This window comes from Paenarthrobacter sp. TE3676, from assembly GCF_056279165.1.
Genome location: NZ_JBWBQU010000008.1, coordinates 1 through 22,749, shown reverse-complemented (window position 1 = coordinate 22,749; position 22,749 = coordinate 1). Strand labels below are relative to the sequence as shown.

At 63.8% G+C, this 22,749-nt stretch carries 16 protein-coding genes; 12 read left to right on the top strand and 4 right to left on the bottom strand.

Features of this window, described 5'->3' with window-relative positions; genetic code table 11:
• Positions 1–10: 10 nt before the first annotated feature.
• The 3 genes from ACZ881_RS18160 to ACZ881_RS18150 all read right to left on the bottom strand — a co-directional run bounded on the left by ACZ881_RS18160 (position 11) and on the right by ACZ881_RS18150 (position 6,215).
• Positions 11–3,922 (bottom strand): Pls/PosA family non-ribosomal peptide synthetase, encoded by a 3,912-nt coding sequence (locus ACZ881_RS18160; RefSeq protein WP_476117633.1) that lies wholly within the window; start codon positions 3,920–3,922, stop codon positions 11–13.
• Between the two features lie 153 nt (positions 3,923–4,075).
• Complete coding sequence (locus ACZ881_RS18155; RefSeq protein WP_476117504.1) at positions 4,076–5,041, bottom strand: quinone oxidoreductase family protein; 966 nt, start codon at positions 5,039–5,041, stop codon at positions 4,076–4,078.
• 85 nt (positions 5,042–5,126) lie between these two features.
• The gene (locus tag ACZ881_RS18150) at positions 5,127–6,215 is read right to left on the bottom strand and encodes a fatty acid desaturase family protein (RefSeq protein ID WP_476117503.1); all 1,089 of its coding nucleotides are present in this window, start codon (positions 6,213–6,215) and stop codon (positions 5,127–5,129) included.
• 167 nt (positions 6,216–6,382) lie between these two features.
• On the opposite strand from ACZ881_RS18150, the gene argC reads away from it, so the two are divergent.
• The 9 genes from argC to ACZ881_RS18105 all read left to right on the top strand — a co-directional run bounded on the left by argC (position 6,383) and on the right by ACZ881_RS18105 (position 15,972).
• On the top strand, positions 6,383–7,414 hold the full coding sequence (gene argC / locus ACZ881_RS18145) for an N-acetyl-gamma-glutamyl-phosphate reductase (RefSeq protein WP_178996244.1): 1,032 nt from the start codon (positions 6,383–6,385) through the stop codon (positions 7,412–7,414).
• Complete coding sequence (argJ, locus tag ACZ881_RS18140) at positions 7,411–8,577, top strand: bifunctional glutamate N-acetyltransferase/amino-acid acetyltransferase ArgJ (RefSeq protein ID WP_476117502.1); 1,167 nt, start codon at positions 7,411–7,413, stop codon at positions 8,575–8,577. Before argC ends, argJ begins: the two co-directional genes overlap by 4 nt.
• 10 nt (positions 8,578–8,587) lie before the next feature.
• Positions 8,588–9,532, top strand: coding sequence for an acetylglutamate kinase (gene argB / locus ACZ881_RS18135; protein ID WP_476117501.1), 945 nt, complete (start codon positions 8,588–8,590; stop codon positions 9,530–9,532).
• Entirely contained in the window at positions 9,529–10,920 is a 1,392-nt protein-coding gene (locus tag ACZ881_RS18130) for an acetylornithine transaminase (RefSeq protein WP_476117500.1), read from the top strand. Before argB ends, ACZ881_RS18130 begins: the two co-directional genes overlap by 4 nt.
• Complete coding sequence (gene argF, locus ACZ881_RS18125; RefSeq protein ID WP_476117499.1) at positions 10,917–11,924, top strand: ornithine carbamoyltransferase; 1,008 nt, start codon at positions 10,917–10,919, stop codon at positions 11,922–11,924. Before ACZ881_RS18130 ends, argF begins: the two co-directional genes overlap by 4 nt.
• Entirely contained in the window at positions 11,924–12,460 is a 537-nt protein-coding gene (locus ACZ881_RS18120; RefSeq protein WP_011774347.1) for an arginine repressor, read from the top strand. Before argF ends, ACZ881_RS18120 begins: the two co-directional genes overlap by 1 nt.
• Positions 12,461–12,531: 71 nt before the next feature.
• Positions 12,532–13,737 (top strand): argininosuccinate synthase, encoded by a 1,206-nt coding sequence (locus ACZ881_RS18115; RefSeq protein ID WP_091466547.1) that lies wholly within the window; start codon positions 12,532–12,534, stop codon positions 13,735–13,737.
• On the top strand, positions 13,737–15,152 hold the full coding sequence (argH, locus tag ACZ881_RS18110; RefSeq protein WP_476117498.1) for an argininosuccinate lyase: 1,416 nt from the start codon (positions 13,737–13,739) through the stop codon (positions 15,150–15,152). Before ACZ881_RS18115 ends, argH begins: the two co-directional genes overlap by 1 nt.
• Before the next feature lie 82 nt (positions 15,153–15,234).
• The gene (locus ACZ881_RS18105) at positions 15,235–15,972 is read left to right on the top strand and encodes a maleylpyruvate isomerase family mycothiol-dependent enzyme (protein ID WP_476117497.1); all 738 of its coding nucleotides are present in this window, start codon (positions 15,235–15,237) and stop codon (positions 15,970–15,972) included.
• 143 nt (positions 15,973–16,115) lie between these two features.
• On the opposite strand, the gene ACZ881_RS18100 is transcribed toward ACZ881_RS18105, so the two are convergent.
• On the bottom strand, positions 16,116–17,684 hold the full coding sequence (locus tag ACZ881_RS18100; protein ID WP_476117496.1) for an AlkA N-terminal domain-containing protein: 1,569 nt from the start codon (positions 17,682–17,684) through the stop codon (positions 16,116–16,118).
• Positions 17,685–17,779: 95 nt separating this feature from the next.
• On the opposite strand from ACZ881_RS18100, the gene ACZ881_RS18095 reads away from it, so the two are divergent.
• The 3 genes from ACZ881_RS18095 (at position 17,780) to tyrS (ending at position 22,145) form a co-directional block, all read left to right on the top strand.
• Positions 17,780–18,436 (top strand): DNA-3-methyladenine glycosylase, encoded by a 657-nt coding sequence (locus ACZ881_RS18095; RefSeq protein ID WP_476117632.1) that lies wholly within the window; start codon positions 17,780–17,782, stop codon positions 18,434–18,436.
• A gap of 132 nt (positions 18,437–18,568) precedes the next feature.
• Positions 18,569–20,797: a HelD family protein gene (locus ACZ881_RS18090; RefSeq protein WP_476117495.1), complete on the top strand. Its 2,229-nt coding sequence runs from the start codon at positions 18,569–18,571 to the stop codon at positions 20,795–20,797.
• Between the two features lie 37 nt (positions 20,798–20,834).
• The gene (gene tyrS / locus ACZ881_RS18085) at positions 20,835–22,145 is read left to right on the top strand and encodes a tyrosine--tRNA ligase (RefSeq protein WP_476117494.1); all 1,311 of its coding nucleotides are present in this window, start codon (positions 20,835–20,837) and stop codon (positions 22,143–22,145) included.
• Positions 22,146–22,749: the final 604 nt, after the last annotated feature.

The following is a 22,749-nucleotide window of genomic DNA, read 5'->3' as shown; positions in this document are numbered from 1 at the left end:
TCCGTCCAATCTACTTGAGGCGCGGCGCTTGTGCAGACGGACCCACCCACGGGCTTACAGGATTGCCCATCCAGTACGTCCCTGCAGGGACAGTTTCGCCACGCATGACCAACGACGCCGGCCCAACAGTACCGCCGTCGCCGATGCTCGCCGCGGGGAGGATGACGCCGTGCGGACCCATCGTGGCACCGTTGCCGAGCGTCACGGTGTCCAGGCTCATGACACGGTCGTGGAAGAGGTGCGTCTGGACCACGCAGCCACGGTTGACCGTGGAGTTCTCGCCCAAGGTCACGAGGTCGGCTTCGGGGAGCCAGTAGCTTTCGCACCACGTTCCGCGTCCGATCTTGGCTCCGAGTCCGCGCAACCACCACACCAGGGCGGGAGTTCCGGCAGCCGACCGGGCAAACCACGGCGCACTGACCATTTCAATGAAAGTGTCCACAACCTCGTTGCGCCAAATGAACGAACTCCACAGCGGGTGTTCGCCGGAGCGGATGGTCCCCACCAGAACCCACTTGGCCACGATGGAGCTGAGCGCGGCCGCAGCCCCCGCTGCCAACATGACAACACCGCCCAGGACTGCAGCTATCCAATAGCCCCATCCGCGCGCCATCCAGTCCAGCACAAGCATCACGCTCACGGCGATGGCCACTGTGAGGATGACAGGGAACAGACGGCACAGTTCCCAGAGCGCCCTTGCGATTTTCAGCTTCAGGGCCGGGCGGAACGTCCGGGTTTGATCGGCATCGACGGCGGTGCGGCGCAATCTGACGGGCGGACTGCCCAGCCATGACGTGCCGGATTTCGCCTTGGCAGGGGTGGCAGACAGAACAGCGACGAGGGAGTTCTTGGGTACGTTTCGTCCCGCGGCGGTCATGCCAGAATTGCCCAGGAAGGAACGCTTCCCGATTTTGGCCGGAGCGATTTTCATCCAGCCCCCACCGAGTTCGTACGAGGCCACCATGGTGTCGTCGGCAAGGAAGGCGCCATCGCCGATGGTGGTCATTTTGGGAACCAGCAGCACCGTTGACGCCTCAACGTTCTTCCCCACTTTGGCGCCCAGGAGACGCAACCACACAGGGGTGAAGAGGCTCGCATAGACCGGAAAGAGGAGGTCTCGAGCCATGTCCAGGAGGCGTTCCGTGGCCCAAACCTGCCAGCCGATACGGCTGCGAACCCGGTAGTAGCCCTCCTTGAGGCCCAGGCCCAAGAGCCTTGCAACGATCAGGATGAGCACCAGATTGCCGAAGAACCACACCAGGGCCGCAAGCGGAACGGCCAGGGCGATCTGCGGAAGAGCTGTTTCCAACGACTCATGACCCTGGATGAAAGCCAGGACCACCAGGGCTCCGGCGAACGCCGAAACATAGGGGATCAGGGCCAGCAGGGCCGAAGCGCTGGCAAACGCTGAGAACCAGAGTCGGTCAACCACTGGCCGTCGGCTGCTGGTATCCGGCCATTCGTGCTTGGCTTTTCCGCGGCGCTCCGCGGGGGAGCCGGCCACGAGGTGTCCGGCTTTCACTTTGCCCAGCACAGCGGATCCAGCGTCGACGTGGGAGCCCGCGCCGATGGTGGCTCCTGGCATCAGGGTGCTTCTGGCGCCTACTACTGCACCGGCTCCCACATGGATCTGGCCGATGTGGACGGAGTCTCCGTCAACCCACCAGCCCGAAAGGTCCACCTCGGGTTCGATGTTGGCACCGCTGCCCAAGGACAGGAGGCCGGTGACCGGGGGCAACGAATGCAGGTGGACATCCTTGCCGATCTTGGCTCCGAGGGCCCGGGCGTAGTAGGGGACGAACGGGGCGCTGGCTAGGCCGATGGCACCCGACAGGTCTTGTATTTGCTCGGCCAACCACAATCGCAGGTGGGTTTTGCCGGACCGCGGGTAGGTACCGGGCTGAATCCTGCCAAGCAGTACCCTGGCTGCAACCACGGAGATCGCCATCCGGCCCAAGGGGCTGACGAAGACCAGCCACGACGCTGCAATCCACCACCAGGAGACCACGGGGGCCGCCGCGAATCCGGCGAAGTCTGCCAGGAGCTTGTTGGCGGCCATGAGGTAGGTCAGCCAGCGCATTCCCACGAGAATGTGCAACGGCACGCCCATGAGGACCTGGAAGATTTGCGACTTCAAGGCGGTAGGGCGGACGGTGCGCTCAGCAGCGGGCCCCGGCGATCCGCCGTCGGGAATTGACTGCCTTGCAGTGTCAATCAGCGCCCCCACGCGGGGCGTTGCGTAGATATCGGCGACGGTGATGGTGGGGTAACGGACGCGGAGGGCAGAAACAAGTTGGGCCGCCGCCAAGGACCCGCCGCCATAGGCGAAGAAATCGGCGTCGAGCGAACTGACGGGGCTCCCCAGCACGGACTCCCACTGGTCCACCACCCATCGGGCGTCGTCGGGCAGGTTCAGCGGTGCGTTGCCGGCCTCGGTGGCGCCGGCTCCTGCCAGAGGCCAGGGGAGTGCGTGCCGATCCACTTTGCCGCTGGTTTTGGTGGGGAGGGAATCAACGGTGGTCAGCAGGGGGATCAGGGCCGCCGGGAGGCTTTCGCCAAGCAGCTTGCGGGCCTCGTCCATGTTCAACTCGTGACCGTCAACGGGAGCCAGGTAACCTACCAGGATTTGGTTGCCTGCCGCCGTCGTTTGCACCGCAGCAGCCGCGCCGGCGACGCCAGGCAGGGACTGCAGTGCCGAATCCACTTCGCCCAGTTCGATCCGGCGTCCACCCAGCTTGACCTGTTCATCTGCGCGACCCATGAAGATCAGGCCCTCGGCTTCAAATCGCACCAGGTCACCTGAACGGTACGCTCGAGCCCAGCCAAGTGTTGTCATCGGGGCGTACTTCTCGGCGTCCTTGGCGGGATCGAGGTAGCGGGCCAGCCCCACTCCGCCGATGATTAGTTCACCGATCTCACCCTCGGCGACCGGAACCCCGGTGGAATCGACGACGGCCAGGTCCCAACCGTCCAGCGGCAGGCCGATCCGTACGGGGCCGCGTCCGCCCAAGGGAGCGGCGCAGGCAACGACGGTTGCCTCAGTGGGCCCGTAGGTGTTCCACACTTCACGACCGTCTACTGCCAAGCGCTCGGCCAATTCAGGCGGGCATGCTTCCCCGCCGAAAATCAGGAGGCGGACGTTCTCGAGTGCTTCGGCGGGCCACAACGCAGCCAGGGTAGGCACGGTTGAAACCACAGTAATGCCGTGATTGATGAGCCAGGGACCGAGGTCCATGCCGGTTCGAACAAGCGCCCGTGGTGCGGGTACCAGGCAGGCTCCGTGCCGCCAGGCCAACCACATTTCCTCGCAGGAAGCATCGAAGGCCACAGAAAGGCCGGCGAGTACCCGGTCCTGAGGGCCGATGGGCTCAGCCTGGAGGAAGATCCGGGCTTCAGCGTCGACGAACGCTGCTGATGAACGATGCTTGACTGCAACGCCTTTGGGCGTCCCGGTGGACCCGGAGGTGAAGATGATCCAGGAGTCGTCGTCCAATCCGGGGATGGCTGGCGGGGAGACAGCTTCCTTTGCCGGGCCGGAGAGCTGGATGTCAAGGCCCCCGGCAATGACTGCCCCCACCCTGGCTTCGCCGAAAACCAGCCGGGCCCGCTCTTCGGGGTCGTCCGCATCCACGGGAACGTAGGCAGCACCAGCCATGAGGATTCCAAGTATGGCGATGTAGAGCTCATTGGTGCCGGACGGGATCCGGACGCCGATTTTGTCTCCTCGGCCAAGCCCCGCATTATTCAATTGCGTGGCAAAAGCGCGAACGGCCTTGAGTAACTCGGTGTAGCTCAACGACTTTTGGCCATCATCCAGGGCCGACGCCTCGGGGAATGATGAAGCGGTTTCTTCCAGGATGTCAACGAGAGTTCGCTCGGCGGGAGCCGCGGCCCCTCCCGGTAGCTGGGGACGGTACGTCATCAGGGCAGGCGTCGTACCGGCCCCAGCGGGATGTTCTGTGCTCACGTCTGTCAGCTTTCCTCAGAAAGATGAACAAAAGGTGTCCGCCGCTTCCCACTCGTCACACTTTGTTGCACCGTTGTTCGCTTTTTGCACAGATGGCGTTCAAGAGGGTCAGGGAACCAGCAGGACTTTCCCGGTTGTGCGGCGACCCTCAAGGTCCCTGTGCGCCTGGGCGGCTTCCGCGAGGGGGTACGTTGTACCTACCCTGACAGCTAGGGTGCCGTTGGCGGCGGCGTCGAAAATCTCGGCTGAGCGCCAGCGGCGTTCCTGGGCGTTCTGGACAAAGTGCGCCATGGTGGGCCTGGTCAGCGTCAGCGAACCTGCGGCATTTAGACGCTGGGGATCGAAGGGCGGCACAGGCCCGGACGCTGCGCCGAAGAGCACCATGGCACCGCGGATGCGCAGGCTCTTAAGGGAGTCGTCGAACGTGTCCTTGCCTACGCCGTCGTACACCACGTTGACGCCCTCGCCATCGGTGAGTTCACGGACCTTGTCAGCGAAGTCCTCGTACCGGAGCACTTCATCGGCGCCCGCCAGCGTGGAGAGGTCCGCCTTCTCATCGGAGGAGACGGTGGTGATGACGCGGGCGCCGCGGGCCTTCAGCAGTTGTGTCAACAGCAGACCAACGCCACCTGCGCCCGCGTGAAGCAGAACGGTGTGGCCTGGCGCTACCCGGAAGGATGAATTCATCAGGTAGTGAGCGGTGATTCCCTGCAGCGGCAGGGCTGCGGCGGTGTGGTCATCGACGCCGGCAGGAACCGGAAGAGCCTTGCTCGCGTCAACGAGGGCGTACTCCGCGTAGGTCCTGGTTCCCTCGGCCGTGGCAATACGGTCGCCGACGGAAAATTCCTCAACCCCCGCTCCGACGGCCTCCACGGTGCCGGCTGCCTCGGCTCCTGGCGTGAAGGGGTAGTCCACCTTGTAAGTGCCGCTGCGTTGGTAGGTTTCAATGAAATTGACCCCGGCAGCTGCGACCTTGATCAACAGCTGGCCGGGGCCAGGCGACGGCGTTTCCACGGATACGTACTCGAGGACCTCAGGTCCTCCGGACTGCTTGGCAACGATGGCGTGCGTCATGGTGGCTCCTTACTCCGGGGCGGTCCTTCCGGTGCCCGGTTTCAGAATCCATCCTAGGGAGGTTGGGGCCTCCGGTGTCGAACGCCTAGCGGCGTCCGTGCGTCGACGCGACGGGGCAGTCGAAGCCACGGCCTGCTGCCAGGCCTACTTCATTGAGGTACCTGACCACGATGCCGTATGACTGCATCAGCGTGGTTTCGGTGTACGGGATGGAGTGTTTGGCGCAGAACTCGCGCACGATCTTTGTGGCCTTGTACAAATGGGGGCGAGCCATGTCCGGGAACAGGTGGTGCTCAACCTGACGGTTTAGCCCACCCAGGAGGAAGTCCATGAAGATGCCACCGGAGATGTTGCGCGAGGTCAGGATCTGGCGGTTGAGGAAGTCCACGCGGCTGTCCTTCGGAAGGACCGGCATGCCCTTGTGGTTCGGGGCGAACGAGGCGCCCATGTAGAAGCCATAAACCATGATCTGTACGCCCAGGAAGGCGAATGCCATGCCGATGGGCAGGAACGTGAAAGCCAGAATCGGAAGGGCGGCCAGCCTGGTCACGAGGATGGGGGTCTCAACCCAGCGGTGGCGCACGTTCTGCTTGCCGAAAACGAAGCGTAGGGAGTCGAACTGCAGACTGATGCCAAGGAGCATCAGGAGCGGGAAGAAGAACCAGCCCTGCCTGCGTGTGAGGAACGCGAGGCGGCCCTTGCGCTCTGCTGCTGCCTCTTCGTGGAAGACCAAGGCGTTGTTCCGGATGTCCGGGTCCTTGGAAATGACGTTGGGGTGGTTGTGGTGGGCTCCGTGCTTCTGCTCCCACCAGGAGTAGCTGATGCCGGCCACGCCGGTGGCCAGGAGGCGGGCCGACCAGTCGTTGGCGCGCCGTGAAGCGAAAATCTGCTTGTGACCTGCCTCGTGGGCAAGGAAGCTAAGTTGCGTGCACAGGATGCCAACGGCCGCAGCGATCAGGAGCTGGTACCAGGAATCGCCTATGAGTGCGAAGCCGAGCCAGGTGCCGGCCATGAGCAGTACCAAGGCCGCGAAGACCCAGATGTAGAAGCCGCTACGGCGTTCGAGGAGTCCTGCAGCCTTGACGCTCTTGAGGAGCTCTGAGTAGCTCTGGACGACGGGATTTGGTTGAATTGCGCGAGCTTTGGGGCGCTCAGCGGTGGACGTGGGTGACATAAATGTGCCCCGTATCGCTAACGGGCAACGCTGCAGCCGACGTTCGGACTGCACGGTCTGGATCACCCTCCACTAAGCATACGTGCAATCCCCTAAATAATGAGACTGCTCACAACTGCATGCATAAATATCGGACAGCATGAATATTCTTGCTGTACAGTAGGGTCATGACTATTTCAGTTGCCGTCTCCGGTGCCAGCGGCTACGCCGGGGGAGAAGTGCTGCGCTTGCTGGCAGGCCATCCAAACGTCACCATCGGTGCCATCACCGCGCACAGCAACGCCGGTTCCAGACTAGGGGAGTTGCAGCCGCATCTCCACGGTTTGGCCAGCCGGATTCTGGAAGACACCACCGTGGAGAACCTGTCGGGCCATGACGTCGTGTTCCTTGCCCTGCCGCACGGTGCCTCAGCCGAGATCGCTGCGCAGTTGCCTGAAGGCACCGTAGTTATCGACGCCGGTGCCGACCACCGCTTGCAGGACGCTGCGGCATGGGAAAAGTTCTACGGCTCCGCCCACGCGGGCACCTGGCCTTACGGTCTTCCAGAGCTCCCTGGTCAGCGCGAAGCCCTCAAAGGTGCCACGCGCATCGCCGTTCCCGGGTGCTACCCGACGTCGGCCCTGCTCGCCTTGACGCCCGGGTTCGCCAACAACCTCCTCCTGACGGACGACGTCGTGATTGTCTCTGCATCAGGGACCTCAGGCGCGGGCAAGGCTGCCAAAGTCAATTTGATTGGCGCTGAAGTCATGGGTTCCATGAGCCCTTACGGCGTCGGCGGCGGACACCGGCACACGCCTGAGATCGAACAGGGACTGGCCAACGCTGCCGGCGAGCCGGTAACAGTCTCCTTCACGCCAACACTGGTTCCGATGAGCCGCGGCATCCTGACGACGGCGACGGCCAAGGTCGGTCACGGCGTTACTGAAGCCGAACTGCGCCAAGCCTGGACAGACGCCTACGACGACGAACCGTTCGTGCACCTCCTTCCGGAGGGCCAGTGGCCCACCACCAAGTCGGTCCAGGGCTCCAACCACGCCGTAATGCAGTTGGCTTTCGACGCCCACACGGGCCGCGTGATCGTGACGTGCGCTATCGACAACCTCACCAAGGGGACCGCCGGCGGAGCCGTGCAGTCCATGAACATTGCCCTCGGCCTGGATGAAACCGCCGGCCTGAACCTGCAGGGAGTTGCACCGTGACCATTACCGCCCCCAAGGGATTCCGCGCCGCAGGCATCAAAGCCGGCATCAAGGCTTCGGGCAACCCGGACTTGGCCCTTGTAGTCAACGACGGACCGCAAAAGTCCGCCGCCGCCGTCTTTACCTCCAACCGCGTGGCTGCTGCACCGGTCCACTGGTCACGCCAAGTGGTGAGCGACGGACGAGTGGATGCCGTGGTCCTGAACTCCGGCGGAGCCAACGCCTGCACCGGTCCGCAGGGCTTCCAGAACACCCACGCCACGGCCGAGAAAGTGGCAGACGTGCTGGGAGTATCTGCTTCCGATGTCGTGGTCTGCTCAACTGGGCTGATCGGCGAGCAGTTGCCCATGGACAAGATCCTTCCCGGCGTCGAGGCCGCTTTCCGCGACCTGTCGGAGGACGGCGGCTCAGCTGCCGCCACGGCGATCATGACCACGGACAGCGTGTCCAAGGAAGCCGTCTTCACGGGCACCGACGCCGAGGGCAAGCAGTTCACCGTGGGTGGCATCGCCAAGGGTGCCGGGATGTTGGCGCCGGGCCTGGCAACCATGCTGGTGGTCCTTACCACCGACGCCGAGGTTCCTGCGGATGAGCTCGACGTCGTCCTCCGGGACGCCACGCGCGTCACCTTTGATCGGGCGGACTCGGACGGCTGCATGTCCACCAATGACACCGTGGTGCTGTTGGCATCAGGGGCGTCCGAGGCGTTGCCGTCTGCCGAACAGTTGAGCGAAGCGGTCACCCAGGTCTGCGCCGAACTGGCACGCAAGCTCATCGGTGACGCCGAGGGCGCCAGCCACGACATCGCTATCCGGACGTTCAACGCCGCCAGCGAGCGCGACGCCGAAATCGTCAGCCGCAGTGTTGCCCGCTCCAACCTGTTCAAAGCCGCCATCTTCGGCAAGGACCCGAACTGGGGCCGCGTGCTCTCGGCTGTGGGAACAACAGACGCCGTATTCGAGGCGGACCAACTCAACGTCGCAATGAACGGTGTGCAGATCTGCCGCAACGGCGCAATCGGCGAGGACCGCAACCTGGTGGACCTGGAGCCGCGCGAAGTGTTGGTCGAAATCGACCTGCAGGCCGGCGATGCCGAGGCCACCATTTGGACCAACGACCTCACGCACGATTACGTGCACGAGAACAGCGCATACTCGAGCTGAGCGGATGACCATGACTGCGCACACCCGCGAAACCACCTCCATGAGTGACGCCCAGGACAAAGCCGGGACACTGATCGAGGCCCTCCCGTGGATCCAGCGTTTCGCCGGTACCACCATGGTGATCAAGTACGGCGGCAACGCGATGGTCAACGACGACCTTCGTCGTGCCTTCGCGGAGGACATTGTGTTCCTCCACCACGTAGGCATCCACCCCGTAGTGGTCCACGGCGGTGGTCCCCAGATCAACTCCATGCTCGGCCGTCTCGGCATCGAGTCCGAGTTCAAGGGCGGCCTGCGCGTCACCACCCCTGAAGCCATGGACGTGGTCCGCATGGTCCTCACGGGCCAAGTCGGTCGCGAACTCGTCGGCCTCATCAACTCTCACGGTCCCTATGCCGTGGGCATGTCCGGCGAAGATGGCGGCTTGTTGCGCGCCGTCCGCACGGGCACTGTTGTTGACGGCGAAGAGGTGGACCTCGGCCTGGTGGGAGAAGTGGTGGGCGTGGATCCTGCCGGAATCAAGGACATTCTCGACGCCGGCCGCATCCCGGTCATCTCAACGGTCGCCCCGGAAATTCTCGACGACGGCAACGGTTCCGGTCCTACGACGGGACAGGTCCTCAACGTCAACGCGGACACTGCAGCTGCCGCCGTCGCATCCGCCTTGGGCGCCACCAAGCTTGTCATCCTGACCGACGTCGAGGGCCTGTACGCCAACTGGCCGGACAAATCGTCGCTGATCTCTTCGCTCACCGCATCGGAACTCCGCGAGATGCTGCCCAAGCTCGAGTCGGGGATGATCCCGAAGATGGCCGCCTGCCTCAAAGCCATCGACGAAGGCGTGGAACGCGCCCACATCGTTGACGGCCGCCTCCCGCACTCAATGCTGCTGGAAACTTTCACCACCGCCGGCATCGGCACGCAGGTAGTACCCAATGAGGAAGTGAACGCATGAGCGAAACTGTTGGCCTCAACCCGACCGGCGATGGCCCCCCCGCCCGTCCCCAGCCGCTCCCCATCCTCGCAAGCTCGGACGGGGACCCCGGCGGCAGTGGGCCCATCGCGGTGCCCGACCACACCCGGGGGTCCATCGCCGGATCGGAGGCCAAAGCTTCCGTCATTACTGGAGTGAGTAATGGCGCTGACTGGCTTGCCCGTTACTCGTCGTCCCTCATGGGTGTCTTTGGCACCCCGCAGCGGGTCTTGGTTCGCGGCGCAGGCTGCCTCGTGTGGGACGCCGACGGCAAGGAATACCTGGACCTCCTTGGTGGCATCGCTGTGAACGCACTGGGCCACGCGCACCCCTTCGTCACGTCAGTGATCTCCAGCCAGTTGGCCACGCTCGGGCACGTCTCGAACTTCTTCACGAGCCCCACGCAAATTGCTTTGGCTGAAAAGCTCCTCGCCCTCACCAATGCTCCGGCGGGGTCCAAGGTCTTCTTTGCCAACTCCGGTACTGAGGCCAACGAGGCAGCGTTCAAGCTGGCCCGACGGAATAACTCCGATGGGAAGCGCACCAAGGTCATCGCCCTGGAGGGCGCCTTCCACGGCCGCACCATGGGTGCCTTGGCGCTCACGGCCAAGGAGGCCTACCGTGCACCCTTCGAACCACTGCCCGGTGGCGTGGTTCACATCCCGTTCGGCGACATCGAAGCCTTGCGTGCCGCCGTCGACGATTCCACAGCGGCCGTCTTCCTTGAACCCGTCCAAGGCGAAGCGGGCGTCCGCCCACTCAGCGCCGAATACCTGCAGGCAGCCCGCGAGGTGACCACCGCAGCGGGTGCCCTGCTGATCTTGGATGAGGTACAAACCGGCATCGGCCGGACCGGTAAATGGCTCGCCAGCGAAGACGCGGGAATTGTTCCCGACGCCGTGACCCTCGCCAAGGGGCTCGGCGGCGGTTTCCCGGTGGGTGCCTTGGTCACGTTCGGAAGTGCGACGTCGGCCCTGCTCACCGCCGGGCAGCACGGCACCACTTTCGGTGGGAACCCAGTGGCTACGGCCGCCGCTTTGGCCACGCTGCACGCCATCGAAAGCCAAGGTGTGCTGCAGAACGTGGTCACTGTCGGCGCCCACCTTCGTGAGGGACTGGCCGCCATCGAGGCTGTCACCGAAGTCCGCGGCGAGGGTCTGTTGATTGGCTTCGATGTTAATGCCGACATCGCACCTGCCATGGTTACCGCAGCTTTGGATGCCGGCTTCATCATCAACAGCCCGGGCCCGAGGACTATCCGCCTTGCGCCGCCGCTGATCCTGACCATCGATCAAGCGGACCGTTTCCTGGATGCATTACCCACCCTGATCGCTACGGCTACAGCCAACACCGCTAAGGACGCACAGTGACTACTACCAACACCACCCGTCACTTCCTCAAGGACACGGACCTGAGTCCCGCCGAGCAAGCTGAGGTTTTGGAACTCGCCGCACGGATGAAGGCAGCGCCGTACAGCGTGCAGCCCTTCGCCGCCGAGGGCAACGGCCGTAAGACGGTGGCCGTGATCTTTGACAAGACCTCCACCCGCACGCGTGTTTCTTTTGCCACCGGCATCGCGGACATGGGCGGCAACGCACTGATCATCAACCCGGGTGAAGCCCAGATCGGCCACAAGGAATCCGTGGAGGATACGGCGAAGGTCCTGGAGCGCATGGTGTCCACCATCGTATGGCGGACAGGTGCCCACTCGGGCCTGGTGGCCATGGCGGAAAACTCCAAGGTCCCCGTCATCAACGCCTTGTGCGACGACTACCACCCCTGCCAGCTCCTGGCCGACCTCCTGGCCGTCAAGGAGCACAAGGGTGAACTTGCCGGCTTGAACATGGCCTATCTGGGTGACTCCGCCAACAACATGGCCAATTCCTACCTCCTTGCCGGTGTGACGGCTGGAATGCATGTGCGCATTTCCGGCCCCGAAGGCTATCTTCCGGCGCCGGAGATCGTGGCGGCTGCCGAGGAGCGTGCGGCCGAGACAGGCGGCTCAGTGCTTATCACCAGCGATGCCGCAGAAGCCCTCAAGGGCGCCGACGTCGTAGCAACGGACACGTGGGTATCCATGGGCCAGGAAGCCGAAAAGGAAGCCCGGCTGCAGCTCTTCCGCGACTACTCCGTGGATGAGGCCGCCATGGCGCAGGCCGCGCCGGACGCCGTCGTGCTTCACTGCCTCCCGGCCTACCGCGGCTACGAAATTTCCGCCGGAGTGATCGACGGCCCGCAGTCGATTGTCTGGGACGAGGCGGAGAACCGCCTCCACGCTCAGAAGGCGCTGATGGCCTGGCTGATGCACCGCTCCGGGCTTGCTTTCGTGGATGGTCTTTCTCCCGTCGAGGGAACCGGGGAGAGCACGTTCTAGTGTCCACCAATCCGTCCGTGCCGGGCGCCAGCCCAGCCACAAAGACTGCCCGCCAGGCGCGTATCACCGCGATCCTGACGGGTGAGTCCGTGCGTTCACAAGCAGAGCTTGCAGCCCTGCTGGCGGACGACGGCGTCCAGGTCACCCAGGCCACCCTGTCCCGCGACCTCGTGGAACTGGGCGCGGTACGGGTCCGGGGCAAGGAAGGCGCACTTGTTTACGCTGTCCCGGGGGAGGGCGGGGACCGCAACGCCAAGAGCGGCGTCACCCAGGAAATCCTGGATGCGCGGCTGACGCGGCTTTGCGGCGAACTCCTGGTGACAGCTGAGGCATCGGGCAACATCGTGGTCCTCCGCACTCCACCGGGAGCAGCCAACTTCCTGGCCCTGGCCGTTGATCACTCGGTGATGCCGTCGGTATTGGGTACGATCGCAGGCGACGACACTTTGCTGCTGGTCGCACGGGATCCCGACGGCGGGGCGGAACTGGCAGCGCGTTTCCTGCGCATGGCCGAAGAAGCCGGGCCTGGCAACTAATTGATCTTTTTCAGCATTGATTCACACAGCATTGATTCGAATGAACCAAGCAATAACAAAGGAGCACTCTCGTGACTGAGCGCATTGTTCTGGCCTACTCCGGTGGCCTTGATACTTCCGTAGCCATCGGCTGGATCGGTGAAGCCACCGGCGCCGAGGTCATCGCCGTGGCCGTCGACGTCGGACAGGGCGGCGAGTCGCTGGAGACCATTCGCCAGCGCGCCCTCGGTTGCGGCGCGGTTGAGGCTTACGTGGCCGACGCCCGTGACGAGTTCGCCAACGAGTACGCCATGCCCACCCTGAAGGCCAACGCCCTCTACCAGGGCCACTACCCGTTGGTTTCGGCTATCTCCCGTCCGGTCATCGTGAAGCACCTCGTGAAGGCTGCCCGCGAATTCGGTGCCACCACCGTTGCCCACGGCTGCACCGGCAAGGGCAACGACCAGGTCCGTTTCGAAGTTGGCATCCAGACCCTCGGCCCGGACCTGAAGTGCATTGCACCCGTCCGCGACCTCGCCCTGACCCGCGACAAGGCCATCGCCTTCGCCGAGGAAAAGGGACTGCCGATCGAGACAACCAAGAAGAACCCGTACTCGATCGACCAGAACGTCTGGGGACGCGCCGTCGAGACAGGTTACCTCGAGGACATCTGGAACGCTCCCACCAAGGACATCTACGACTACACCGCCACCCCGGAATTCCCGCCGGCGCCCGATGAGGTCACCATCTCCTTCCAGGCCGGTGTTCCGGTAGCGATCGACGGCGTAAAGGTCACCCCGCTGCAGGCCATCCAGGAGCTGAACCGCCGTGCAGGCGCTCAGGGCGTTGGCCGCATCGACGTCGTTGAAGACCGCCTCGTCGGCATCAAGTCCCGCGAAATCTATGAAGCCCCGGGTGCCATGGCGCTGATCACCGCGCACAAGCACCTCGAGGACATCACTATCGAGCGCGAACAGGCCCGCTTCAAGGCAACTGTTGGCCAGCGCTGGGCAGAGCTGGTCTACGACGGACAGTGGTTCTCCCCGCTCAAGCGCTCCCTGGACGCCTTCATCGAAGACACGCAGCAGTACGTTTCCGGCGACATCCGCATGGTCCTCCACGGTGGCCAGGCAATTGTCAACGGTCGCCGCTCCGAGACCTCGCTGTACGACTTCGACCTCGCCACCTACGACACCGGCGATACCTTCGACCAGTCCATGGCACGCGGTTTCATCGAGCTGTGGGGCATGTCCTCCAAGGTTGCCTCGGGTCGCGACCTGCGGGTCGCAGGCGAATAATGACGTCGGCAACGAACGAAGGTGCACTGTGGGGCGGCCGGTTCGCCGGCGGCCCCGCGGATGCGCTGGCCGCATTGAGCAAGTCCACACACTTTGACTGGCGGCTGGCCCGCTATGACATCGCCGGTTCCAAGGCGCACGCCCGCGTGCTGGCCAAGGCCGGACTGTTGGACGACGCCGAGCTCGAAGGCATGCTCGCCGCCCTCAACCAGCTGGACGAGGACGTCGCGAGCGGCGCCTACCTCCCGGCTGAGAGCGACGAGGATGTGCACGGTTCACTTGAGCGTGGCCTGATCGAGCGCGCAGGAACCCACTTGGGCGGCAAGCTCCGCGCTGGCCGTTCCCGCAACGATCAGGTTGCCACCTTGGGCCGCATGTTCCTCCGCGACCACGCCCGGATTATCGCCAGCGGTGTCCTTGCCACCATCGACGCCCTTGTGGAGCAGGCAAAGGCCCACCAGGGCGTTGCCATGCCGGGCAGGACACACTTGCAGCATGCCCAGCCGGTGTTGCTGAGCCACCACCTTCTGGCACATGCCTGGGCACTGCTTCGCGACGTGCAGCGACTCCAGGACTGGGACAAGCGCGCCGGTGTTTCGCCCTATGGTTCGGGTGCGCTGGCCGGTTCCTCCCTGGGACTGGACCCCGAGGCTGTTGCCGCGGACCTTGGTTTCTTCTCGGCGGTCCACAACTCGATCGATGGCACCGCCTCACGCGATGTTTTCGCCGAGTTCGCCTGGGTGTGTTCCATGATTGGCGTGGACCTCTCCCGGATCTCCGAGGAAGTCATCTTCTGGGCAACCAAGGAGTTCTCCTTTGTCACGCTGCATGATTCGTACTCCACGGGGTCCTCGATCATGCCGCAGAAGAAGAACCCGGACGTCGCCGAGCTCGCACGCGGCAAGGCAGGTCGCCTCATCGGCAACCTGACTGGCCTGCTGGCGACGCTCAAGGGCCTGCCGCTCGCGTACAACCGCGATCTGCAAGAGGACAAAGAACCGGTCTTCGACGCCGCCGACACCCTGGAGCTTTTGCTTCCGGCCGTGTCCGGCATGATCGCCACGCTGAAGTTCAACACCGAGCGCATGGAATCCCTGGCTCCCCAGGGCTTCGCGTTGGCCACGGACATTGCTGAGTGGCTTGTCCGCCAGGGCGTTCCGTTCCGTGAGGCCCATGAACTGTCCGGTGCTGCCGTCAAGCAAGCTGAAGGCCGCGGCGTGGAGCTGTGGGACCTGACGGACGAGGAATACGCAGCAATCTCGGGACACCTCACTCCCGAGGTCCGCAGCGTTCTGAGCACCGAAGGTTCGCTCAACAGCCGCAACTCGCAGGGCGGCACAGCACCGGCCGCCGTCGAACGCCAATTGGCTGCGCTCCAAGCGGAACTGGACGCAGCGCGTTCCTACGCCGGCTAGACCAGTCGGGACGGCACGTCGCGGCCATGCCTTCGGGCAGGGCAACGCGAGGTGCCGTCCCGCAGTGCGTTAACATGGCGCTATGACTCAGATCACCCCCGAGACGTTGCCCGCAGAGCTTCACAAAGCCGCCGGCACCGTCACCCGCCTCCTCGCCAAACTGGACGACTCATCCGTCGCTGAACCGTCAGAGCTTCCAGGCTGGACCCGGGGTCACGTCCTTGCCCACCTTGCAGGTATTTCCAACGCCATGGCTCGGCAACTTGCGTACGCGAGCCGCGGCGAAACCGGGGAACTGTACGACGGCGGCATGGACGGCCGTAACAAGGCCATCGCACTCGCTGCAGGGCACAGCCTCGCGCAGCACACGGAGGCCGTCACCACCGCCTTGGATGCGGCGATTGCCGCGTTCGATGCCTTGGGCCCTGAGGACTGGCAGGCGCGTATCGCGTACCGGGACGGCACAGTGTTCGACGGCGGCCTGGCCCTGTGGCGCGAACTCACCATTCATGCTGCCGACCTTGGCTTGGGTTACGGTCCGGAGACGTGGAACAGGCCTTTCTGCGAACATCTGATCGGCTTCCTGGCCGCTCGCGTTCCTGACTCGTACAAATTCGTTCTGCAGCCCACAGGTCTGCCTCAGAGGACGATCGGCGGCGGCGGCACCTCCATCGCGATTACCGGCATGCTGACCGACATCGCCGCGTGGCTAGCGGGCCGCGAGCCAAGCCTTGGGAGCCTCAGGGCTACTGCAGCCGCTGACGGAGTGGACCTGCCGGAGCTGCTGCCGTGGCCGGCCGCGCAACCGGCGGCCCGCTGACGCACGGTCGCCCGCTCACTTCCCTCGGGCTTGAGCTGGATGCTCGCTCACGTCCCTCGGGTTTGAGCTGGATGCTCGCTCACGTCCCTCGGGTTTGAGCCGGTCGCTCGCTCATGTCCCTCGGGTTTGAGCCGGTCGCTCGCTCATGTCCCTCGGGTTTGAGCCGGTCGCTCTCTCATGTCCCTCGGGCTCGAGCTGGATGCTCGCTCACCTTCAGGGAGCAATTTGCTCTTGGTCTTCACGGCCGCTGCCCTCCACAGGTGCATGGTGGCGTACGAACGCCACGGGCTGACCTCCCTGAAGTCGGCACTGAGTCCAAGGCCCGCGGGCAGCACCTTCACGCCGTTCCTCACTGCCGCGTCGTTGGCCAGGAACACATCCGGAGCGCCAAGCACCCGCATGGCAACGTACCCCACGGTCCAAGGCCCAACGCCTGGTAACGGAAGCAGTTTGCTGCCGAGGCTGCCTGGATCGTCGCCGTAGCCGAAGTCGAGTTCCCCGCTGGCCATGGCCTCGGCGGCGGCCACGATGGAGTCGATGCGGCGCTGTGGTCCTCGGAGTAAGGCACGTCCGTGTTCGGCGAGTTCTGCTGCTGTAGGAAATAGTCGATCAAGGTCTGGCGCAAAGCCATCGACGGCGGATCCGGCCGCAGACAACTGGGTAAGGGCAGTTCGGGCAGCGGCGACGGTGATCTGCTGTCCGATCATTGCCCGGATGAGCAATTCCTGGGGATCCACAGCACCCGGCACGCGCATCCCCGGGAGCGCGGCGATGCTAGCCGTAAGCCTCGGATCCGCTGCCAGGGCGTCATCTATCGCCTGCGGATCGGCGTCCAGGTCGAATAGCCTGCGGACCCGGCTCAACAGTGCCGGGAGGTCGTGCAGGTCCACGGCCGTGGCTGTGAGTTGCAAGGGTTTGCCGGGTGTTGAGGGGCTGTAGGTAACCGAAAAGGATGCGCTGCCTCGGGGGAGCCGCAGCGTGCGGGCGTAGCTCCTGCTTCCGTCGCTGTCAGTCGTTGCTTTTTCGATGCCTGGTATCGCACGAACTGCCAGGAAGTCGAAAATGCCCGGATCGAAGGGTTCCCTGTAGGGCAGGTTCAGCGTCAGAGCGGATGGCGCCGGCCCAACCGCCACGGTACCTCGGCGATTAGCGGACTTCGCCCCGGTGGCACGCACCGCCGTCGGGGTCATTGCGAACACCTCGCCAATGGTGTCGTTGAATTGCCGCACGCTGTTGAACCCCGAGGCGAACGCAACGTCGGCCAGGAGCATGTCGGTGGAGACCAGCAAGGTCCTGGCGGTCTGCGCCCTGCTTGCCCGTGCCAGTGAGAGGGGACCCGCGCCGAGTTCGTTGCTGAGGATGCGGTTGAGTTGCCGCGCGGAGTAGCCCAGGCGGTTCGCGAGGCCGTCGACGCCTTCGCGAGTGATCACGCCGTCGTTAATCAATCTCATCGCGCGGCCCGCAATGTCGGAACGGATGTTCCACGCGGGCGTTCCGGGCACAGCTTCGGGCAGGCACCGCTTACAGGCGCGATACCCGGCCTCATGGGCGGCCGCAGAGGTTTCGTAGAAGGTGACGTTCTCAGCCTTGGGCGTTCGGGCAGGGCACGACGGCCGGCAGTAAATGCCTGTGGAGCTGACGGCAGTGAAGAATTGACCATCAAACCGGGTGTCGCGGGCGTCGATCGCCCGGTATCGCTGCCAGAAGTCCATGGCTTCATCCTGCCAGTCGTCCGAAGCCCTCGCTAGCGGAAATCGGACATAGCCGTGGCAGGAAATTTTGCTAGGGTCTGCTCATGAGCCCGTCCATGGACAACGGAGTCAGCAGCCCGTCCCAAGTGCGCAAGTTCCTTGGGGGTGATCCACGTGTCATCGCCCCGCTGATACTTGGCGCGGTACTTACCCACGACTCAGAAGCCGGTCCAGTCTCGGTCAGGCTCACAGAGGTGGAGGCCTATATGGGCCCGCGCGATTCAGAGCATCCCGACCCCGGTTCCCATACCTTCGGTGGTCCTACCGCCCGGAATGCACCAATGTTCGGGCCTCCGGGTTTCCTGTACGTCTACTTCACCTACGGCATGCACTACTGCGCCAACATCGTCTGCGGTCCTGACGGCTCCGCGTCTGCGCTGCTTCTGCGGGCAGGAGAGATTGTTGACGGGGATGAGCTCGCTGCCCTTCGCAGGCCGGCCTCCAAGTCGCACAAGGAACTGGCTAGTGGACCTGCCAGGCTCGCCTCCGCGCTGGGACTCACGACGGCGGATACTGGCCGTGACGCCCTCGCCTCTCCGTTCAGCCTGTGGTTGCCGACGACGCCCGCAGCTGCCGTCGCCAGCGGACCGCGGGTGGGCGTAGCGGGTCCAGGTGGAAGCACCGAATATCCTTGGCGGTTTTGGATTGAGGACGATCCCACCGTGTCCAGGTACAAGGCTGCCCGGCCCCGGACCCGTAGCGCTGCCGGGTGACTTTCGACGCTGGTGGATCAGTGAAACATGAACTTTCTGTGACGCAGTCCGCCGTATGACGTGGACCCCCCACGTTTACCAAAATCGCTGTAGAATGGACGGTCTGTCTTTTGCGATAGGGGTTACGGTTCGATGCACGACGCTGATTTGGTCCACGAGCAGGAATATGTTGCCGGGCTGTATGCCCGGCTTGATGAGCTGCGCGCCGAAAAGCGCGCCCAGCTGGCGCAGGTGCGCAAGGCCGGCGCGGTGGGAACCATGCAGAACGTCTCAGAACGTGACGCGTTCGCGGCACTGTACGAAGACCGTCTGGCCCAGCTCGACGCCGTCGACGATCGCCTGGTCTTTGGCCGCCTTGACCTCGACTCCGGTGAGGCTCAGTACATTGGCCGCATCGGGCTGTCCACCGCCGATCTGCAGCGCCTTATGGTCGACTGGCGTGCGCCGGAAGCAGGCCACTTCTATCAGGCCACCGCGTTCGACCGTCAAGGCGTGCGTCGTCGTCGCCACCTGATCCTTCAGGGGCGGGACGTAAAAGCGATTGAAGACGACGTCCTGGACGCAGGGATGCTCGCGGACAACGACTCGCTTCAGGGCGAAGGCGCCCTGCTGGCTGCGCTGAATTCCAAGCGCACGGGCCGCATGTCGGACATCGTGGGCACTATCCAGTCCGAGCAGGACCGGATCATCCGTTCCTCCATCTCCGGAGCACTGGTAGTGCAGGGCGGTCCCGGAACAGGCAAGACCGCCGTGGCCCTGCACCGTGCCGCCTACCTGCTGTACACGCACCGTGAGCGGCTCAAGAGCGCCGGCGTCCTACTCGTGGGCCCGTCGTCCTCCTTCATGCACTACATCGAACGAGTGTTGCCATCGCTCGGCGAGACGGGTGTGGTCATGGCCAGCCTGGGACGCCTCATGCCCGGGATTCACGCCGTTCCCGAGGAAGATGCGGATGTTGCCGCCCTCAAAGGCAAGCTGGACATGGCAACCGTGGTGGCAAATGCCGTGGCCAACCGGCAACGGACGCCCGCCGAGGACCGCATCCTCGAAGTCGATTCGCGGAAGCTGACGCTGACGGTCCGCCAGGTGCGCCGCGCCCGGGAGAAAGCCCGCGCCACAGGAAAGCCCCACAACGAAGCCCGACTCACGTTCGTCAAAATCCTCCTGCGCGAGCTCACGGAACAACTCACGGACCTGGTCGAGGAAGGCAACATCGGCAACAACGCCGATCGCGCCTACCTGGCGGAAGACGTTAGGTCTGCCCGCGATGTTCGTATTGCACTGAACCTCTGCTGGATGCCCATGACGCCCGAGAAACTTATCTCTGAGCTCTTCAGCAAGCCGGCCATCCTCGAAGCCTGCACGCCGCACCTGACGTCGGAACAGCGCGCCCTGCTGCAGCGTCCTGTGGATGCGCCTTGGACGGAAGCGGATGTTCCGTTGCTGGATGAGGCTGCAGAATTGCTGGGTGAACTGGATCCAGCCGCCGGGAGGGGATTGGCACAGCAGGAAGCCGACCGTGCCCGCGATCTCGCCAACGCCAAGCAGACCCTCGCCAACATGGAAGCGATGGGCGTGGACGTACTGGTGACTGCTGAAGAGCTTGCCGAGCAGAACCAGGAACGTGAAGGTCGGCTGACCGCTGCCGAACGCGCCACGAGCGATAGGTCGTGGGCCTTCGGCCACATCGTGGTTGACGAGGCCCAGGAACTCTCGCCCATGCAATGGCGGCTCCTGGTGCGGCGTTGCCCGCTGAAGTCCTTCACCATAGTGGGGGACATCGCACAAACGAGTGCAGCGGCCGGTGCCAATTCGTGGCAAGGCGCGCTGGCGCCGTCGTTCGGTGACCGCTGGACGCTGGAAGAACTTACCGTGAACTACCGCACGCCGTCGCAGATTGCCGAGGCGGCTGTCCGCATGGCCAACCGCGCAGGCCTGGTTGTCTCGGCACCCAAGGCCGTACGCGAAGGCAAATGGTCGCCCATCGTGGACCATGTGGAGGCGGACGACATCGTCAAGCGCTTGGTAGAGGTCCTGCCGGAGGAAGTGGAAGCGATCGACGGCGGCCTGCTGGCTGTCATCGCCGACGGACCGCTGCTGCCGCAGGCCACCGCCGCGCTGCGTGAGGTCTACGGACGCCGCATCGGCAGCGGCGCAGGCAGCTACCAGCAAGACATCGTGGTGATCAGCCCCAAGGAAGCCAAGGGCCTGGAATTCGACGGTGTTGTGGTCCTGGAACCGGCCGCCATGCTGAACCATGAGCACGGCAAGGTAGGCGACCTCTACGTCGCCATGACCCGTGCCACGCAACGCCTGCGCCTCATCGCGGCCGCGCCGGTACCCGCCGGCATCGAGCGCTAGGAAAAACGGACCCTGCAATCCTGCTAACTTAGATCTCGTGTCACACGTAAACAACCTCGAGTCCCAGCACAACGATCCCGCCTTTGCCAACGTCTGGCAGGAGCTCAAATGGCGCGGCCTTGTCCACGTTTCCACTGATGAAACTGAACTGGAAAAGCTGCTCGCCGGGGACCCGATCACGTATTACTGTGGCTTCGATCCCACTGCGCCATCGCTGCACCTGGGCAACCTGGTGCAGTTGCTGGTGATGCGTCGCCTGCAGTTGGCCGGCCACAAACCGCTCGGTTTGGTGGGTGGTTCCACCGGCCTGATCGGTGACCCCCGTCCGACGGCGGAGCGCACCTTGAACACCAAGGACACCGTCGCGGAGTGGGTTGGCTACCTTCAGGGCCAGGTGCGACGCTTCCTCAGCTTCGAGGGCGGGAACCCGGCCCGCATGGTCAACAACCTGGACTGGACAGCACCGCTCAGTGCCATCGATTTCCTCCGGGAGATCGGCAAGCACTTCCGCGTAGGCACCATGCTTCGCAAGGATGCCGTGGCGTCACGTCTGAACTCAGACGAAGGCATCAGCTACACAGAGTTCAGCTACCAGATCCTGCAGGGCATGGACTACCTCCAGCTCTTCCGTGACTACGGCTGCGCCCTGCAGACCGGCGGCTCGGACCAGTGGGGAAACCTCACCAGCGGTACCGAACTCATCCGCAAAGTGGAAGGCAAGAGCGTCCATGCCCTGGGCACGCCGCTCATCACCAACTCTGACGGCACCAAGTTCGGCAAGAGCGAAGGCAACGCCATTTGGCTGGACCCGGACATGTGCAGCCCGTACACGTTCTACCAGTTCTGGCTGAACACCGCCGATGCTGATGTGGTTGATCGACTCAAGGTGTTCACCTTCCTGTCGCGCGCCGAGATCGAGGCGCTTGGTCAGTCTGTGGAGGAGCGCCCGTTTGCCCGGGAAGGCCAGAAGAAGCTTGCCTTCGAAGTGACCTCCTTGGTGCACGGCGTCGACGCAACCGAGAAAGTCATCGCCGCTTCGGCTGCGCTTTTCGGCAACGGCGACCTCACGGTACTGGATGAGCGCACCCTTGCGGCAGCCACTGCGGAACTTCCCTCCACCACCATTGGCGCCGACGGACTTGGCATCATCGACCTCTTGGTCGCTTCGGGGCTCTCGGACAGCAAGTCTGCTGCTCGTCGAACAGTTGGCGAGGGCGGTGCGTACGTGAACAACACCAAGGTGTCCGATCCCGACGCTGTCATTGCCCGCGACGAACTGCTTCACGGACGCTATTTGCTCCTCCGCCGCGGCAAGAAGAACCTGGCAACCATCGAGGTTTCGGCCTAGCTTTCATCAGTAGTCCAGTTCCGAAAAGGCCGGCAACCGTTATGGTTGCCGGCCCTTTCTGCGTTTGAGCGTGGTTGGGGAAGTGCTGGGATGGCTGGGTGCCGCCTCCTCCCGACGCTCTCTCACATCCCGCGGATTTGGGGGGGGCATGGCTCTCTCACATCCCACGGGTTCGTCCGCGTGACGCGCTTCACAAATGTCTCTTTGAGCTGATTGGAGTGCTTTTGGGCGTGTTTTCCTTGTGTTTGCGGGGTTTTTGGGTGGTGTTGGGGTGGATTTGGTGTGGGGGTTGGGCGCGTGTAAAGTTATTCGAGTCGCCGCCGCTGATGCGGAAAGATAGCGACCGACTCCCTTCAAATTACCGGTTCCGGTAGCGCTTTTGTGTGCTTCTGGTTGGTGGGGGAGGCCCGGGTTCTGGTTTGCTTTGTGCGGCTGGTTCGGGTAAGTTTGAAAAGTTGCTCCGGAGCGATCCTGGCCCCTTGTGTGGGGTTTGGTGGTGCCGGGTGTGTCTGTTGTTTGAGAACTCAATAGTGTGCCAAGTTTGTTGATACCGATTGTTTTTCAATTGGTTGAAATTATGGCCGGATCATTATGCACCCCCGTG

Coding starts and splice junctions, on each gene's coding strand:
- ACZ881_RS18155 (WP_476117504.1), bottom strand. CDS start 5,041: ATGACGCACGCCATCGTTGCCAAGCAGTCCGGAGGACCTGAGGTCCTC.
- ACZ881_RS18160 (WP_476117633.1), bottom strand. CDS start 3,922: ATGACGTACCGTCCCCAGCTACCGGGAGGGGCCGCGGCTCCCGCCGAG.
- ACZ881_RS18130 (WP_476117500.1), top strand. CDS start 9,529: ATGAGCGAAACTGTTGGCCTCAACCCGACCGGCGATGGCCCCCCCGCC.
- ACZ881_RS18150 (WP_476117503.1), bottom strand. CDS start 6,215: ATGTCACCCACGTCCACCGCTGAGCGCCCCAAAGCTCGCGCAATTCAA.
- ACZ881_RS18100 (WP_476117496.1), bottom strand. CDS start 17,684: ATGGACTTCTGGCAGCGATACCGGGCGATCGACGCCCGCGACACCCGG.
- argC (WP_178996244.1), top strand. CDS start 6,383: ATGACTATTTCAGTTGCCGTCTCCGGTGCCAGCGGCTACGCCGGGGGA.
- ACZ881_RS18105 (WP_476117497.1), top strand. CDS start 15,235: ATGACTCAGATCACCCCCGAGACGTTGCCCGCAGAGCTTCACAAAGCC.
- ACZ881_RS18095 (WP_476117632.1), top strand. CDS start 17,780: ATGGACAACGGAGTCAGCAGCCCGTCCCAAGTGCGCAAGTTCCTTGGG.
- argB (WP_476117501.1), top strand. CDS start 8,588: ATGACTGCGCACACCCGCGAAACCACCTCCATGAGTGACGCCCAGGAC.
- ACZ881_RS18090 (WP_476117495.1), top strand. CDS start 18,569: ATGCACGACGCTGATTTGGTCCACGAGCAGGAATATGTTGCCGGGCTG.
- argH (WP_476117498.1), top strand. CDS start 13,737: ATGACGTCGGCAACGAACGAAGGTGCACTGTGGGGCGGCCGGTTCGCC.